The sequence below is a fragment of the Sporanaerobium hydrogeniformans genome, assembly GCF_002735925.1.
In the GTDB taxonomy this organism is placed as follows: Bacteria; Bacillota; Clostridia; order Lachnospirales; family Cellulosilyticaceae; genus Sporanaerobium; species Sporanaerobium hydrogeniformans.
Genome location: NZ_PEDL01000003.1, coordinates 63,479 through 80,724 on the forward strand (window position 1 = coordinate 63,479; position 17,246 = coordinate 80,724).

The window sequence follows — 17,246 nt, forward strand, 5'->3', positions numbered from 1 at the left end:
AGGAATGGAGTGTGAAAGATGAGCAGAAAAGTAGGATTATTTTTTATAATTTGGGCTTTAATCTGGGGAGTTTTAGAAGCCAAGCCACTTAATCAGGATTCGGCTATTTGGAAAGAAAAAATAGCTTTAGATGTCTTAGAAGAAAGTGAAAAGGTGATTTTGTATCAAGGGAAGAGTTATCCAACCTATCAATTTTATGGACAGACCTATATTTCTTTAAATACTTTGGAAGCTATGGGTGTGGCAAATAAAAAGGAAGAAGGTTTAACTTATTGGTATTTACCTTCGGAAAGTATAGCTTTACCCTTAACACTTATCCCAGCTGAACAAGCAATAGCTTACTTTAATCCACTCCCGCTTTATGTAGGAAATATAAGAAGCTATAGCCTTCAATGTGGAGCATATACCTTTATCCCTATAGAAACCTTAAAGGCGTTGTGGCAAGTAAGTCTGCAAGGCGATCTTTATGTGGTGACTTGGCGCTACGACAACTTAGAAGCCTTATATACTTTAAAAGAAAACGGTATTACCAATTTAATGGATTATCCTTTAAGGATAGATCTTATAGAGATTTATTGGAATGGCCAGCAGTTCCTTTATAAGCAGTTGCCTACCTTTGTGATAGCTCCTCATAGTACTTTAGAAAAAGAAACATTTAGCAAACCCCTTTTAGAAGGGGAAAGACTGGTCACACGTATAGTGATAAAACTCAATGGTTTAACATTTCAAGAAGAGAAAGAGTTTTATGGACAGACAAGTGAAAGGCTCTTTAAAGCCTATACGTATCTTAGTGAGGTCAAACATTTAAAGGAACTTTTTAAACCTTATATCGTAAAAGGTACCCTTAAATATAGTATAGGTATGTTGAAGGAAGGAGAGAAAGTGCCTGTTTGGCGTACAGAAAAAAGAAATTATTATGTAGTTTTAGATGAAAAAGGTGAAAAGCGTATCTTACCATGGAATAGCCTGGTGATTGAACCAGATAGTGGTACTTTATCCTCTAAACCAACCCCACAAGAAATACAAGCCTATGTTAAGCTGAACAAGCTTCAAAGCGGTACACCTTATCTATTATGGACGGATTTAAGGCGACAGCGTACTTATGTATTAAAGAAAAAAGAAGAGGGATGGGAGCTTATTAAAAATTTTATTTGCTCCAGTGGTAAAAACAGTTATCCTACACCTAGAGGAATTTTTAAAGTAGAATATTCCATTCCTTATATAGGAATGGATAAGGGATACCGTTGCAAAAATGCTATGGTTTTTTTTAGAGACTACATGTATCATTCCGTTCTTTTTGATCGAGAAGGACGATACATTATCAGAGGGCTGTATGAGTTAGGGCATCGCGCATCGCATGGGTGTATTCGTCTCTCGGAAGAAGATAGTGCATGGATTTACCACAATGTACCTTTAGGAACAACAGTATGGATTGACTAAAATGAACTAAAAAGACAACGAGTAATAGAGCTAATAAAGCACCTTTTTATCGCCTTAAATGGCTAAAAGGTGCTTTGCTTAACTTTATAAATTTTTTGCTATGTAACAAGTATTTCTATTTTTCTAGTAAACCACTTTTTTTAATGGCTTTAATGGCACGGCGAATGGTATCTTCTGTTTCAACAAGGGCAATGCGTACAAAGCCTTCACCTTCTTCTCCAAAGCTTATACCAGGTACCACCATTACATGGGCCTTATTCATTAAATCATAAGTAAAGTCAAGGGAAGAAGTGTAGTGTTTAGGGATAGGAGCCCAGACGAACATACTTCCTTGGGGAAGTGGGATGTCCCATCCAATTTCTCTTAGGCCTTCTACCAAAACTTTGCCACGTTCATAGTAAGTATGACGTACAACCTCCACATAATCTTGAGAGCCTGTTAAAAGGGCAGTAGCAACCTTTTGAAAAGGAAGAAACATCCCATAATCTACATGGGATTTTAGAATGCGAAGTCCCTTAATAATTTCTTGGTTACCAATGGCAAAGGCGATACGACAGCCAGGAATGCTATAGGTTTTAGAGAGAGAGTTAAATTCAATACCTATATCTTTTGCACCTTTAATACTTAAGAAGCTTTCACCTACCGAGCCATCAAAAAGGAGCTCACTATAGGCATTATCATGGAGCACAATAATATCATATTTTTTAGCAAAAGCAACTAGCTTTATATAGAAATCACGAGGTGCGATAGCTGTAGTGGGATTATTGGGATAAGAAACAATCATGAGTTTAGCTTTGCGTGCCACTTCCTCATCAATAGCATCCAAATCGATTAGGAAATTATTTTCTTTTAAAAGAGGCATTTTATGAAGCTGTGCACCTGCTAAAAGTGGCCCAATTCTAAAAATAGGATAGCTAGGGACAGGAACAAGAACAGTATCACCAGGATCAATAAGGCAAAGAGCAAGTTCGGCAAAACCACTTTGTGAGCCTAAAAGTGAAACAACTTCTTGGGAAGAAATATTAACATCATAACGGTGCTTATACCAGGAAGTCACTGCTTCTAGAAGTTCTGGTGTATCATTAATGGCATATTTATAGTTAGATAGCTTGCTACATTCTTCTTGTAAGAGTGTCATCACCTGAGGAGAAGGAGGAATGTCAGGGGTGCCAATACTAAAGTCAATCATTTCATAACCTTGAGCCATAAGTTCTGCTTTTTTATAGTTAAGTTCAGAGAAAATTGCAGAAGACAAGCTGGTCATTTTTTTTGAAAAAATCATGCTGTATACTCCTTTTATTGATTTAATCAGAAAGGTATATAAAAAACCTTCTATTTTGCTATTATAATAAATACACTTTAAAAGAGTCAATAAAATATAAATATTATTATTTAATCTATTACAATTTGACAATTTATGCTATGATGAGTAGAAAAAACGAGGAGGAGAAGAAAATGTCCTTTTTATTTTATACGGGATTTAACAACAATACGATTATTCAAAATGTAGAGCAACTTATTATGAAAAGAGAAGAAACACTCTATACGAAGACCTTAAGTCTTTTATTAGAAGAAAGCTATAAATGGGATTTGGTAGGGAACATTTTTGAGAGTTATTTAGTGTATTGCATAGCAACGAGTGAAAATCCTTTTTCTCTTTGGGCAGAAAAGAAAGGTGCTCAAATGGATGAGCAGGTGCTAGATTTAGCCAGGGGGGATTTAGAAAAGCTATGCTATTTATATAAGCACCAGCCTTTTAAAGAGGAAATAAAGGGAAATAAGACGAAGAATTTAGAGGTATTAGAAAAATTGCTAGAGACAGTGACGGATAGTAAGATGTGCATACGTCAGTTAGCAGAGTATTACCACTTCTATGGAGCAGGAAAGATGAATGGCTATAAAGCTTTTAAGTGGAATGAAAAGGCAGGTTTTATTGGAATCAGTGAATGTGATCCTATTATGTTAGATGAACTGATTGGGTGTGAGTATCAGAAAGAAGCACTTATTAAAAATACAGAGAATTTTTTGGCAGGTAAAGTAGCTAATAATGTCCTTCTTTTTGGAGATAGTGGGACAGGAAAGTCTTCTTTAGTTAAGGCACTTTTAAATACCTATGTAGAGAAGGGGTTGCGTATGATAGATCTCTCCAAAGCAGACTTTTTTCACTTTAACTCCATCAGCAATGAGCTTAGAAAAAGGGGACTAAAATTTATTATTTTCTTAGATGATTTATCCTTTGAAGAATTCGAGACGGAATATAAATATATGAAAGCTCTCATTGAAGGCGGTGTAGAAATTAAACCGAATAACGTACTGATTTATGCCACTTCGAATCGTCGTCATCTGATTCGTGAGACATGGGATGAAAGAGTGGGACAAGATGTACATATCAAGGATACACGTCAAGAAAAGCTTTCTCTATCGGAGCGCTTTGGTATGACACTAACCTTTACATCACCCGACCAAAAAGCTTACCTTACTATTGTAGAAGATTTAGCCCAAAAGCATGGTATTGTTTTACCAGAAAACGTATTAAGAGAAAAGGCTATTCAATGGGAGCTGGTGCATGGAGGACGTTCAGGGCGAGTCGCTAAACAGTTTATTTTATCACTTCTATAACAAATGACCTCTTTATTTGGTGAATGATTGCCAATTGAAGAGGTCATTTTTGTGTAAAGCTAGTAAAAAAGACGAAAATAAGAGGATTTTTTGTATAAGTAGAAAAAATGAAAAGGGTGGCGTATAATGGAAATCGTATGAAAACAAGAAAAAATGAGATAGGGTGATTTAAGTGGTAAAGCAATTTGTTTTGGATTTAAAGCAAGAGTTTGGGAGATATAACGCTAAACGTCTTTCAAAGGATATATTAGCTGGGTTAACAGTTGCTGCTGTAGCACTTCCCTTAGCACTTGCTTTTGGTGTGAGCAGTGGTGCAGATGCAGCAGCAGGACTTATTACTGCCATATTAGCAGGTTTTATTATTAGTGCACTTTCAGGTGCTTCTTATCAAATATCAGGGCCTACTGGGGCAATGACAGCTATTTTAATTGGATTAGTTCAGAAGTATGAAATGCAAGGTGTTTTTGTTGTAACCTTATTAGCAGGTATTATGCTATTATTAGCTAGTTTTTTTAAGTTTGGAAAGATAGTTTCGTTTATACCAGCACCTGTTATTACAGGATTTACCTCAGGTATTGCTATTATTATTGCCCTTGGGCAGCTTGATAATTTCTTTGGTGTTCAATCTCAAGGTGGAGATGCTATTTCTAAGTTTTTTTCTTACTTTAATGGAAACTTTTCCCCTAATAGGTATGCCATACTATTAGGTGGTAGTGTCATTCTAACAATGCTAATATGGCCTAAAAAATGGGGGACTAAAATCCCTTCCTCTTTAGTAGGAATTAGTGTAGCAACCGGTATAAGCGCACTTGCTAAATGGGATGTAGCCATTGTTGGAGCCATCCCTAAAACATTGGTAGCTGGTACACGTCTTCATCTAAATACTATTCATTGGGGACAGATCAATGATTTGATTTTACCAGCTATAAGTGTAGCTGCATTAGGACTTATTGAAAGTTTATTATGTGGGGCAGCAGCAGGACGTATGAAAGGTGAAAAGCTTAATGCAGATCGTGAACTTTTTGCTCAAGGCATTGGAAATATACTTATTCCTTTTTTCGGAGGGGTTCCTGCAACAGCAGCTATTGCGCGTACAAGTGTGGCCATTAAATCAGGGCTTGAAACGCGTTTAACAGGTATTTTTCATGCAGTAGGCTTAGTGCTTTCTATGTTTTTACTAGGCCCTCTTATGTCGCAAATTCCACTCTCAGCTTTGGCAGGAGTGCTTATAGTAACAGCTTGGCGTATGAATGAATGGGAAAGTATTGCCTTTATCTTCAACAAAAAGTTTAAAACAGCTATTGCACAGTTTTTAATTACAATGATAGCAACGGTTTGTTTTGATTTAACCATTGCTATTGTCATTGGTGTTGTCTTTTCTGTTCTTATTTTCATGGTAAAGATTTCTAATATTGAAATATGTGCGAGTGAAATTAAGAATGACAAACTCAAAGAGCAAGGTTTAGTTTTGCAAGACTATCATGAGAAGGCGAAAGTTCTTTACCTGACAGGTCCTATTTTCTTTACAACCACTGAAAAGATTAGTGAGCAAATTCTAGGTCTTAATGAATTAGGAATACTTATCTTTTCAATGCGTGGCGTTCCACTTATTGATACAACAGGTGTACAATTTTTAGAAGAAATGTGTGATAGTTTAAAGCAACAAGGTACACACGTTATGTTTGCGGGAGTACAACCTAAAGTGCATCACATGATGAAGCGTAGTGGTTTTGAAGAACGGTTAGGAAGAAAGCAATTCTTTTGGAGTGTACAGGATGCATTAATGGCACTAGAAAAAAAGTTTGAACCCATAGATAAATGTAGTTAAAAGTAGCCTTATTGTTCTCTTAAAAATTCAAAATCCATAAATTGGAAATATTTAGTAAAATATATTTCCAATTTATGGATTTTATGTTATTTTATAAAGAGGACGAGGGGGAGAGCAGCATGGTCTATAAAAAAGGATTAAAAGTACTTATTTTTATTATCACATTTCTCATGCTATGTCTAGAGTGTCGTACCATTTATGGTAGTAAGTGGGAAAACAGTAGCTTAACAAAAAGAAATAAAGATGCTAAAATAGAAGAATCTATCACTGTTTATATGGGGAATATGGAAACTGAAGCATTAGAATACGAGAAGGCAGTTCTGAGCTATACAAATGGAGAGAATATAAAAGGCTGGAATGAGATTTTTGCTTATTATAAGATACATAATAGAGAGTTAATCCCTCCTATAAGTAATGAGGCGAAACTTTTAGATATGAGAGTGGATAAAGAAAAAAATCAAGTGACTATTGATATGAGTAATAACTATGCACAAATGAATTGGGGACATATGGGGGAGTATTTAGCCTTAAAAAGTCTTGCCTATACAATAGGTCACTACTATGGCATAGGTAAGATATGTATTACCTTAGAAGGGCAACCTTATGTATCTGGTCATTATTTTTTTACAACAGAAGATGTATGGATTGTTGAAGATCTAAACAAAGTAGGCGAGTAAAGGCAAAACAAGTAAGGAGGATGAAAAAATGAAAAGTTATCAGATAAAAAAGCATCTCTTTTTTCTCGTTTTGTGGGGGTGTATGATTCTTCCAGTTTATGGGAAGACAAGCTTATTAACCGAAAATACAAGTGCAATAGGGAAATATAAGGTAAGTTTTGAAAAAGGTGTGGCTTTTATAAGCCGTGATGGGAGTGAGGCTACTCCTGTTAAGAATGGGACAATACTTTCTAAGCCAGGTAGTTATTTTATTAGCTTTTATGAAAAGGGTGTGTTAGAAGGTATTCACAAAGTAACAGTGTTACGTCAACAAACAGCTACAACAGTAACAATTAAGCAGGAAACGGAGTTAGAAGAGGTGCTTAAAGGAGCACTAGAGGATTTTATACCTACTTTAAAATTAAATTTTGCATACGGTACCTATAATATGGAGGAGTTAAGTGCACTTATTAATAAGACAATTGATCGCTTAGTAGAAACTTATCCTAAGCTAACCTATCAAGGGAATCGTATGAAATATGCAGCGTATAATAATCCCTCTTTAAAAGTTGAAAAACCTGTAGTAGAGTTAAGTTTTATATATCCTTTACAAGTAAAAAATACGTTAAAGCTTTATGATCAATCAGCGAACCAAAAGATTGTGCAGATTTTAAAGAGCTGTTTAGAAAAGGGGATGTCAGACTATCAAATTGAACTTGCCCTAGCAGACTATATCATTCAAAATGTAGAGTATTCTGACAATGAAGTAAAAGGAGAAAGTTATGCAAACCCAACCTTACTCTCTCACACCTTGTACGGAGCACTTATAGATGGAAAAGCTGTGTGTGACGGATATGCCCATGCCATGCGCTATCTTTTAAATGCAGCAGGTGTACCTACTAAACTTGTTATAGGAACAACACTAGGTAATGTAGGGCATGCATGGAATTTAGTTAAAATTCAAGGTGCCTATTATCACTTGGATACAACATGGGCAGATGAGGATAAACCCGTAGAAGGAGTCTACAATTATTTTAATGAACAAGATAGTTTTATGGAAAATACACATACTTGGGAACGTATAAAATATCCTAAAGCTATTTCCTTAGCTTATACAATTCCTTATATGCCTGTTAACTTTAAGGCTACTTATAAGATTGAAAAAAATAATCAAGTGAGTGAGGCCATCTCTGATTTTCAGAAAAAGAAGCTACAGGCAGGAACCTTTATTTTAAAAAATGTCAATGAACAAAGATGGAAACCTGAGCAAATTTTGAAACAAATGGTAGATGAGTTGGGGCGCAGTATAAGTTATACCTGCTATTATAAATACAATTGTTTTGTGGTGACCTTTGAAATATAGATAAAAAAGAGCATTCCTCTTTGCATTTAAGAAAGAGAGAATGCTCTTTTTGCATTTAAGTTGTCCAGCTCCCTACTGTTTTACAATAAGGACAGATGATATCTTGGTAAGGGCGAGTATTTAAGTCTAAAAGTGCTGCATTGGAATAAATGGGTCCCTCTTTAGCCAATGAAGAGTCTACTGTATTTGCAATATACTCTGCACCGTACATATCATAACCACAATTACTGCATTGTAGATGTTTCATCATAAAAAGCACTCCTTTTACTTATACAATCCTATGAGGTTAGTGATAATTTGTGCAAAAGAAAGTGTTTTTATACAATAACTTTATAAATTGGGTATTTTTTACAGTATAGAAAATGACAGATATCATACCCTATTAGAGACACAAAAGAAGGAGGCTTTTATGAAACTAATAAAAAAAATAAGTGTTATTGCTTTAGCAGGACTTTTAGCTCTACCAAGTTTAGCAGCATCTACAACGCCTGCTCCTTCATCTGCACCTACAACGCAGGAATCTATTCAGTCAAAACCTTTTGTTTTAGACAACTTCAAAGTGATTGCCACCACATTAAACCGTTTAGGGGTTTCTAAAGAAGACCTACTAACATATATCCAAGAAGGTAAAAAGCTTGAAGATGTATTAGCGCTACGTAAAATTTCTGCAAAAAAATTTAAAAAAGTAGTTCTTAATGAGTATTTCAAAGTAGTGGATGAAGGTGTAGCTATGAAACAACTAAGTGCAGAACAAGCTGCACAGTTAAAAGCAGCCATTCAGGAAACGGTTAAAGGTTGGCTCCCTAAAAAGTAAAGCACTCCGGTGTTTTACTTTTTATAGTGTCAAATATAAGTGAAAAAGATTTTAAAAAGGACAATTTTAAAATTAAGACTGTTCAACATAGAATAATATGGTATAATAGGCAAATGGGAAATAAAAAATATCAAGCGCCAGAACTTGGAGGCTTCCAAGTTGACGAGGACTAGAGTGATCGAAAATTCGGCGGATGCTCTAGAGGTCTCACAGCCTAAATAAACTCACAAACCTAAAGGGTAACTTTTAGAACAAAGGGTTTATCGTGAATTTCCCTGATTAAAAATTAAAAAATCAGGAGGTTTATTTGTTATGTGCGGAATTGTAGGTTATATCGGAAAAAAACAAGCAGTAGAAATGATTATGGATGGTTTAGCAAAGCTGGAGTACAGAGGATATGACTCAGCAGGAGTGGCTATTGTCAATGGAGAAAGTGTCGTAAACTTTGCTAAAAAACAAGGAAGGCTCAGTAAGCTTGAAGAAGTTTTAGAAGAAAGTCCCATTCAAGGATGTACTGGTGTTGGGCATACCCGTTGGGCAACTCACGGTGCACCATCTGATGCAAACTCTCACCCTCATTTAAATACTACAAAAACGCTTGCAGTAGTTCACAATGGTATTATTGAGAATTATATGGAAATCAAAGAAATGCTCTTAGAAGAAGGTTATACCTTTCAATCAGAAACAGATACAGAAGTAGCTGTACATTTAATTGATAAATTTTATGAAGGCGATCTTTTAGAAGCTGTTTATAAAGCAGTTGCTTGCTTTAGGGGGGCTTATGCCTTAGGTGTTGTTTCCGCAGAACATCCAGATGAATTAGTGGCTGTGCGAAAAGAAAGCCCACTTATTGTTGGTTTAGGAGAAGGTGAATATTTCATTGCTTCAGACGTACCAGCTATTTTAAAGTATACACGAGATGTGTATTATTTAGAAAATGATGAGGTTGTTTATGTAAAAGGTGACAAAATTACTATTTTAGATGCAACAGGTCAACCTGTAAACAAACAAGTGGTACGTGTGGAATGGGATATTGAAGCTGCATCAAAAGGTGGTTTTGAACACTTTATGATGAAAGAAATTTATGACCAGCCACAAGCTATTCGTGACACACTACTTCGTCGTTTAGATAACAATCGTATGATTCACTTAGATGATATTAAGCTTACAAAAGAAGATTTGGAAGCTATTACTAAAATGTATGTGGTAGCATGTGGTACAGCTTCTCATGCAGGTCTTGTAGGTAAATATGCCATTGAAAAGTTAGCAAAAATCCCAGTAGAAGTAGATATTGCTTCAGAATTTAGATACAGTGATCCATTCATCGATGAACACACCTTGCTTATTGTAGTTTCTCAATCAGGAGAAACCGCAGATACGCTAGCAGCTATGAAGCTTGCTAAGTCTAAAGGGGCAAGAGTACTTGCTATTACAAATGTAGTAGGTTCTTCAGTAGCTAGAGAAGCGCATGATGTCTTTTATACATGGGCTGGACCTGAGATTGCTGTTGCATCTACTAAAGCGTATACAGCTCAGATGATTGCATTTTATATGATCGCTTTAGATTTTGCTTATAAAAAAGGAACAGTGACTCTTGAAAGATATCACGAACTCATTGATCGCATTGAAGCTTTAGCGCCATTAGTAGAAAAAATTCTAGAAAATAAAGAAGCTATCAAAACTATTGCTGAAGATATTAAAGATACATCAAGTGCTTTCTATCTTGGCAGAGGCATAGACTATACAACAGCACGTGAAGCAGCACTTAAACTTAAAGAGATTTCTTATCTTTATACAGAAGCCTTTGCAGCAGGTGAGCTAAAACACGGTCCCATTGCTCTTATTGACCAAGGTACTCCTGTTCTTTGTGTAGTAACTCAAAAGGCACTAGAAGAAAAAATGATTTCAAATATTAAAGAAGTAAAAGCTAGAGGTGCTTTTGTTATTGCTGTAACAAAAGAAGGCCATAGTGAAGTAGGCAAGGTAGCAGATGATATCATCTACATCCCAGAAACTGAAGACTTGCTTATGCCTGTACTTTCAGTTATTCCAACTCAGCTGATTGCGTATTATGTATCAATCGCACGTGGTAATGATGTGGATAAACCAAGAAATTTAGCTAAATCTGTAACAGTAGAATAAGTTAAAATAAAAACCTGCAAAATTTGTGGGATTTAAACAAAGCCTATATATTTTAAACAAAGATTGTATATTTTAAATAAAGTTTGTATAAAAATCATCTTGAGAGCTATAATAGCTTAAAAGATGATTTTTTTATTGCTAAAAGAAATACAACACTTAATATAGAACGGAATTATTTTTATTTTTTGGAGTTCTCAGAGAATGTTATTGATATTCGAGAACAGTATCCGCTTTTTCCACTTCAAGAAACGTTACTTATTACAAAAGAATTAGGCATTCAGCATCCTAAGCATCCCAAAACACAAGAGCCAATTGTGATGACGACAGATTTTCTTATTACTATAAAAGACGCTGAAGCAGAAGTAAGAGACATTGTAAGAACCTTCAAATATAAGAAAGAGCTCCTGAAGAAAAGAGTGCTAGAAAAGTTTGAGATTGAAGTTAATACAGGTAAGTTACAAGAAGGGCATAGCTAGATGTCGATACACCTAAGGGTGTAGCTACCAATGCTGTACTTTATACCTTGGTAGAAACTGCAAGAGCTAATAAACTCAATGTTTATGAGTATCTCAGTTATTTGCTAATAATAATGCCAAACACAGATTTTAGGAATCAATCCGAAAAGCTAAATGCCTACCTACCAGGGTCGGAAGAACTGCCACAGGAATGTAGGTTGACTCATACAACTAAAAAGCGCCTCCAATAGATGCTATCTGATTTTAACAAGATAGTGTCTTTTTTTATAGACGTCACCTTTTGAAGCAATTACAAAAGAGTATTGATAAAACCATTGAAAATAAAGGAATTGAGCTATATATTGATTTTATTGATTTATTGAATAGAAGATTCTAATCCTACCCCTTAATTCTGGGCTCTTATACCTGTTCTTTCGGTCAGCTTTATTGTAATACAGAAATCGGTACATATCGTCTTTTTTTGCTTGTGGTATTTAGTTTTTATAAGTTTTAAATAGTTGTAGCATGCATTCGTACATTTTTAAGCATCCAACGGATGCCAAACTCTTCTTGATGTTATTCTATGAATCGATAAGTCACTAATGGATTTCCTTTGCAAAGAATGCCGCCGCTTTTTTAGAAAGTTATTTTCTTTTTCAAATTTAGCCTTTTCTTGTCGTTAATTTTCAACTCAGTTAGAAATGGTAGCATTAGATGCTCCAAATTCAGTGGATAAACTGGCGATGATACAACCATCTTGAATACGAAGTTTTACTACTTTTTTCTTAAATCGTTGTATTGTAATCTCTCCTTTATCTGTATAGGTATTATAACCTGTTAGATAGGAGTGTTACAAATTCACTATACCATTACAAGTCTAAGAAGACTAAATGATAAAGGAGGCATAAAGAACTGGGGCGCAATCAAATAGGGTCAGCCATTTACAGGAAAAAAGTTATAGAAATATATTTATATGAATTATATACAATGGATAAGGGATATCCATATAAATATTGATATTGTGTTAATGAGTGATTATTGTATTGAGATATTGATAATAGATAAAAAGGTATAATATCAGAAAAGAATAAAAAATTTCACCTCTTAAATCTTGACACTTATAATTAGGTTTCTTAGGAATTTATTTTACTAATTTAGATTAAATTTTAAGGAAAGGGATTAAAAAAGTTTTAATGTCGAAATTTGTTTTTAAAATGTTGTTTATGTTGTGTATTAACGCAATATTATGTATAATTAAGAAAAGGAAGTGATTTTAAATGGAACAATTTGGTGATTATTTAAGAAATGTTAGAAAAAGCAAAATGACACAGAGAGAACTTGCACGACAGGTAAGGGTAGGATATCCATATATAAGTAAACTTGAGAATAATATTGAATCTACTCCGAGTGACGAACTTTTGATAAAGATAGCAGGAGTTCTAAATATTAGTATTGATGAATTGTTTATTAAAGCCACTAGACTCCCACCAGACTTTAAAAACTTTATTATTAATGAACCAGAGATTTTTAAATTTATTAGATTTTTACAAGACAATGATCATTTATTAGGTGAATTCAAGAACTTAATTAAAGATAAAGAACATAACTATCGAGTATTTTTCAATCAAAGTAATGAAGTAATGTTAATTATTGATCCTAATACTGGAGGTATTATTGATGCTAATGATTGTGCTATAGAGTTTTACCAATATACTTTAGATAAGTTAAAGCAGATGAATATAACAGATATAAATATATTACCTAAAGAAGAAATATTTGAAGAGATGAGAAAAGTAAAATTAGAATCAAGAAAAAATTTTCATTTTAAACATAAGATTGGTAGTGGTGACATTAAGGAAATAGAAGTATACTCTAGACCTATTATTATAGGTGGAAAGGTTTATCTGAATTCAAGGGTGCAGCAAGTACATTTAAGTAGTGTATAGATAATTTATAATAAGAATATATGTTAAGAATAATTTTGTGCAAAAAAATTTGAGGTTAAAGGATAAAATTTAATTTATATTAAATTAGAATTTAAACAAATGATATAATAAAAGGAGAACAGAAATGAAGAGCATTAAAATAAAATTAGTAATTTGCTTTTCTATATTAATTTTAGTATCTACTTTTTCTACAGGCCTTGTTTGTATATACAGAGCAGGGCAATCTCTTACAAAAGAAGCAGAAAAATCATTAGAATCACTGTCACTAGAAGCTGCGAAATTTACAAGTAGCCAAATTGAAATTCAAAAGAAAACTTTAGAAATGATAGCATTGAGAGATGATATTAGAAGCATGGATTGGAAGATACAACAGCCTATATTACAAAGACAAGTAAAGCGGACAAACTTCCTTGATATAGCAGTGGTTCAAATTGATGGAACTACCTACTATTCAGATGGAACTACAACTCAATTAGGTGATGATGAATATGTAAAAAAAGCCTTAAATGGTGAGATAAATATATCTGACTTGTTGGTCAATAAAGTAAACAATGAACTTGTTTTAATGTATGCTACTCCAATTGAAAGAAATGGAAAAGTAGTAGGGGCATTATTAGGTTGTAGAGACGGAAGTACATTGAGTGAAATTTCAGATAATGTAGCATATGGTGATAAGGGATATGGATACATAATAAATAATAATGGGACAGTGGTTGGTCACCCGGACAGAGAAAAAGTAATTAAGCATTTTACACCAATTGAAGAAGCAAAAACTGATAATAATTTGACTTCAGTGGCTACACTATTTGAAAGAATATTAAGAGATAAAAAGGGTGTTGGTACATATTACATTAATGGAAACAATTTGTATGCTGGATATGCTCCTATCCAAAATAGTAATTGGATATTTGTTATAACTGCTAATAAAGATGAAGTTTTATCTTCAATTCCAATACTACAAAAAGAAATTTTTATAGTTATTATTCCTATTTTAATAGTGAGTGTTATTATTACCTACTTAATTGGCAATTCTATTACAAAACCAATTATAAACACAATATATCATTCGAAAAAATTAGCAAGTTTGGATTTAACAGAAAACATTTCAGAAGTATTTTTAAAAAGAAAAGATGAAGTAGGGGTGCTAGCAAAAGCGTTACAAAGTATAACTGTGAGTATTAGAGAGACTATTATGGAGATTAGTAATTCTTCAGAGAAAGTTACTGCTGCATCAGAAGAACTAACGGCTATCTCTCAACAATCAGCTAATGCAACAGAAGAGATATCAAAAACAGTAGAAGAAATAGCAACAAGTGCAACAAAACAAGCACGAAATACAGAAGAGGGTTCCATTAATGTAGATGTATTAGGACAAATAATTGAAAAAGATCAAGTACAGATGAGAGAATTGAACGATAGTTATCAAAAGGTTACTATATTTGTTAACAAGGGATTGGAAGAAATTGATAATTTAATAAAAATAACTGAAGAAAGTAATGTGGCTACAAAAGAAATTTATGAAGTTGTTTTAAAAACAAACGACAGTTCAAATGAAATAGGACAAGCAAGTAGTGTAATTGCTTCTATTGCAGAGCAAACTAATTTATTGGCCTTAAATGCCGCTATAGAAGCAGCAAGAGCAGGTGAAGCGGGAAGAGGCTTTTCAGTAGTTGCTGAAGAGATAAAAAAATTAGCCGAGCAATCAGGAACATCTACAAAGGTAATTGATAAATTGGTAAATGAATTACAAAGTAATTCTAAAAACGCTGTAAAAACTATGGCAAGAGTATCTTCTATATCAAAAGAACAGGCAAGTAGTGTAGTTAGCAGTCAAAATAAATATGAATTAATAGCCCAAGCGATGGAAGAGGCAGAACAAGCCATTAGAGAATTAAATGTTTCAGGTGATGAAATGAGAATAAAGAAGAATGAAATACTCCTTATCTTACAAAATCTTTCTTGTATTGCAGAGGAAAACTCTGCGGCCACCCAACAAGCATCAGCGTCCATGGAAGAACAGACTGCCTCTGTTGAGGAAATAGCAAGTTCAAGTGATGGATTATCAAATTTAGCACAGAATTTACAGGCAATTATTATGCGGTTTAAACTTTAATATATTATAGAAACTTCATGCTGTAAAATAAGTAGTAGAATTAAACAAACCTACAGCAAAATTTGTAAGAGAACTAGTGTTGTTTATAAAAAATTATGCAAGTGGATACAAAAGTACAAATAAAATCAAATAGCACCTTTTATAGGTAGTGGTAATCTTAGAAGTGATGAATAAACTGTACGTGACATGGAGGGAAGATTCCGTGACCTTGAAGAAGAAAATGCTATTTTAAAAAAGGCTATGGGTATTTTTGTGAAAGACCTAAAGTAGTTTATTACTTCATTTCACCAAAATGACTTAATCAGAAATTCAAGTAGAAAATTTCTTTTTGTAGTGTCTAACTTCTTGACATAGTACCAGTGCAGTATTACCTTGAAGTAAAGATTATTATGTAATTAAGAATTTAAGGTTATAATAAGCGTATACAATAAGCGTTCTTCTGTTGGAAGCTTTGAATAAAATAGTAGTCATTTATTAAAAATAGAAGAAAAAAGATGAAAGAAGGAAACGGGATGCAGGAGAAACATCAAAGAGTGTATAAAGAACTAATCAAAGCTTATTATACTAATCATTTTGAAGAAACCTTTAAAAAAATACTTAAAGAAGAGTTCGAGAATAAGCAAGAAGCAAAAGATGTTCTAAGTATACTTTGTGGAGTGGAAGATTTAGAGGAAGAAGAGGACTATCTCTTTACTCAGAAGCTTTTAGATGCCATCACACGCCAGCAGGTGAGGAAAAAGATTGTACAAAAGGTAAGGATTTGTAAAGAAGATTGCGAGAGAGAAGGGGAGAAAAGTAAATGTCAGAGTGTTTGTCCTTTTGATGCAATTATACGAGATGGAGCAGGGGAGAAATGGATTGATGAAAGTTTATGTATCAGTTGTGGGTGTTGTGTGAGTGTTTGTGAAAAAGGAAATTATATGGAGACCCCTCAGTTTTTACCCCTTATAAGCTGGCTTAAAGGAGAAGAAAAGGTAATCGCTATTGTAGCTCCTGCTATTGCAGGACAGTTTGGTAAAGAGATCAGCTTAGATCAATTAAGAGAAGCCTTTATTAAGCTGGGTTTTGCAGATATGGTGGAAGTGGCTATAGCAGCAGATATCCTGAGCCTTAAAGAGGCTCTTGAGTTTAGTGAGCATGTTGCTAAAAAAGGTGACTTTATGATTACTTCTTGCTGTTGTCCTATGTGGGTAGCTGCTCTTAGGAAGGTTTACTCTAGTATTATTAAAGACGTTTCACCTTCTGTGTCTCCTATGATTGCTATGGGAAGAGTTCTAAAGACTCTTACTCCAGAAATAAAAGTTGTTTTTATAGGACCTTGTATGGCAAAAAAAGCTGAAGCTAAGGAAAAAGATTTGGTAGGTGCAGTGGATGCTGTTTTAACTTTTGAAGAGCTAAAACTTATTTTTGAGGCTTTTGAAATAGAAGTAAAGTCTTTAAAAGGTGTACCAGCTATTGATTATGCTTCCACAGGTGGACGTCTCTATGCACGAACAGGTGGAGTATCACAAGCGGTATGGGATATTGTGGATCAGGTATTTCCTAAAAAAAGAGAGCTTTTTACAGCTCAACAAGCAGATGGAATGAAGGCGTGTAAGTCCCTTCTTGAAGAATTAGTCAAAGGAGAAGTAAAGGCAAGTTTCATCGAAGGAATGGGTTGTAAAGGTGGCTGTGTGGGAGGCCCTAAGGCGATTATTTCAGTGGAAGAAGGAAAACAAGCTGTGAATCAAACAGCTTATGAATCTGTTATAAAAATACCTATTCATAGTGAAGTTCTACAGGCTCTACTAAGCCGATTGGGAATAGAGAGGTTAGAAGAACTGAGTAAAGAACAAAGTTTGTTTGAAAGAGATTTTAGGTAATGATGTAC

The 17,246-nt window shown here is 34.2% G+C and carries 13 protein-coding genes; 11 read left to right on the plus strand and 2 right to left on the minus strand.

All coding sequences use genetic code 11. From position 1 onward, the window contains the following. Nucleotides 1-18 precede the first annotated feature (18 nt). A complete protein-coding gene (locus tag CS063_RS05075) occupies nt 19-1,440 on the plus strand; it encodes a L,D-transpeptidase (protein WP_099448610.1) in 1,422 nt (473 codons plus the stop codon). Between the two features lie 115 nt (nt 1,441-1,555). Here CS063_RS05075 and CS063_RS05080 read toward each other — a convergent pair whose 3' ends face one another. Continuing rightward, nucleotides 1,556-2,722, minus strand: coding sequence for an aminotransferase class I/II-fold pyridoxal phosphate-dependent enzyme (locus CS063_RS05080; RefSeq protein ID WP_099448611.1), 1,167 nt, complete (start codon nt 2,720-2,722; stop codon nt 1,556-1,558). 173 nt (nt 2,723-2,895) lie between these two features. On the opposite strand from CS063_RS05080, the gene CS063_RS05085 reads away from it, so the two are divergent. The 4 genes from CS063_RS05085 to CS063_RS05100 all read left to right on the plus strand — a co-directional run bounded on the left by CS063_RS05085 (nt 2,896) and on the right by CS063_RS05100 (nt 7,906). Further along, nucleotides 2,896-4,059 carry an ATP-binding protein gene (locus tag CS063_RS05085; RefSeq protein ID WP_180270693.1) on the plus strand — a complete coding sequence of 388 codons (1,164 nt, stop codon included), beginning with the start codon at nt 2,896-2,898 and terminating at the stop codon, nt 4,057-4,059. 172 nt (nt 4,060-4,231) lie between these two features. Then, nucleotides 4,232-5,887: a SulP family inorganic anion transporter gene (locus CS063_RS05090; RefSeq protein WP_099448613.1), complete on the plus strand. Its 1,656-nt coding sequence runs from the start codon at nt 4,232-4,234 to the stop codon at nt 5,885-5,887. 119 nt (nt 5,888-6,006) lie between these two features. Beyond that, nucleotides 6,007-6,564, plus strand: a complete 558-nt coding sequence (locus CS063_RS05095) for a GerMN domain-containing protein (protein ID WP_180270694.1) — start codon at nt 6,007-6,009, stop codon at nt 6,562-6,564. 28 nt (nt 6,565-6,592) lie between these two features. Beyond that, nucleotides 6,593-7,906 carry a transglutaminase domain-containing protein gene (locus CS063_RS05100; protein ID WP_099448615.1) on the plus strand — a complete coding sequence of 438 codons (1,314 nt, stop codon included), beginning with the start codon at nt 6,593-6,595 and terminating at the stop codon, nt 7,904-7,906. A 55-nt stretch (nt 7,907-7,961) separates the two neighbouring features. Here the strand turns inward: CS063_RS05100 and CS063_RS05105 are convergent, their stop codons facing one another. Next, nucleotides 7,962-8,156 (minus strand): hypothetical protein, encoded by a 195-nt coding sequence (locus CS063_RS05105; RefSeq protein WP_099448616.1) that lies wholly within the window; start codon nt 8,154-8,156, stop codon nt 7,962-7,964. 159 nt (nt 8,157-8,315) lie between these two features. Here CS063_RS05105 and CS063_RS05110 point away from each other — a divergent pair, with 159 nt between their 5' ends. The 6 genes from CS063_RS05110 (at nt 8,316) to CS063_RS05135 (ending at nt 17,238) form a co-directional block, all read left to right on the plus strand. Continuing rightward, nucleotides 8,316-8,720: a hypothetical protein gene (locus tag CS063_RS05110; RefSeq protein ID WP_099448617.1), complete on the plus strand. Its 405-nt coding sequence runs from the start codon at nt 8,316-8,318 to the stop codon at nt 8,718-8,720. A 312-nt stretch (nt 8,721-9,032) separates the two neighbouring features. After that, complete coding sequence (gene glmS / locus CS063_RS05115; protein WP_099448618.1) at nt 9,033-10,862, plus strand: glutamine--fructose-6-phosphate transaminase (isomerizing); 1,830 nt, start codon at nt 9,033-9,035, stop codon at nt 10,860-10,862. 185 nt (nt 10,863-11,047) lie between these two features. Further along, nucleotides 11,048-11,338, plus strand: a complete 291-nt coding sequence (locus CS063_RS05120) for a TnsA endonuclease N-terminal domain-containing protein (protein ID WP_180270695.1) — start codon at nt 11,048-11,050, stop codon at nt 11,336-11,338. Between the two features lie 1,256 nt (nt 11,339-12,594). Then, entirely contained in the window at nt 12,595-13,263 is a 669-nt protein-coding gene (locus CS063_RS05125; protein ID WP_099448620.1) for a helix-turn-helix domain-containing protein, read from the plus strand. A 124-nt stretch (nt 13,264-13,387) separates the two neighbouring features. After that, nucleotides 13,388-15,376, plus strand: coding sequence for a methyl-accepting chemotaxis protein (locus CS063_RS05130; protein ID WP_099448621.1), 1,989 nt, complete (start codon nt 13,388-13,390; stop codon nt 15,374-15,376). Between the two features lie 494 nt (nt 15,377-15,870). Further along, the gene (locus CS063_RS05135) at nt 15,871-17,238 is read left to right on the plus strand and encodes a [Fe-Fe] hydrogenase large subunit C-terminal domain-containing protein (protein WP_330400978.1); all 1,368 of its coding nucleotides are present in this window, start codon (nt 15,871-15,873) and stop codon (nt 17,236-17,238) included. Nucleotides 17,239-17,246: the final 8 nt, after the last annotated feature.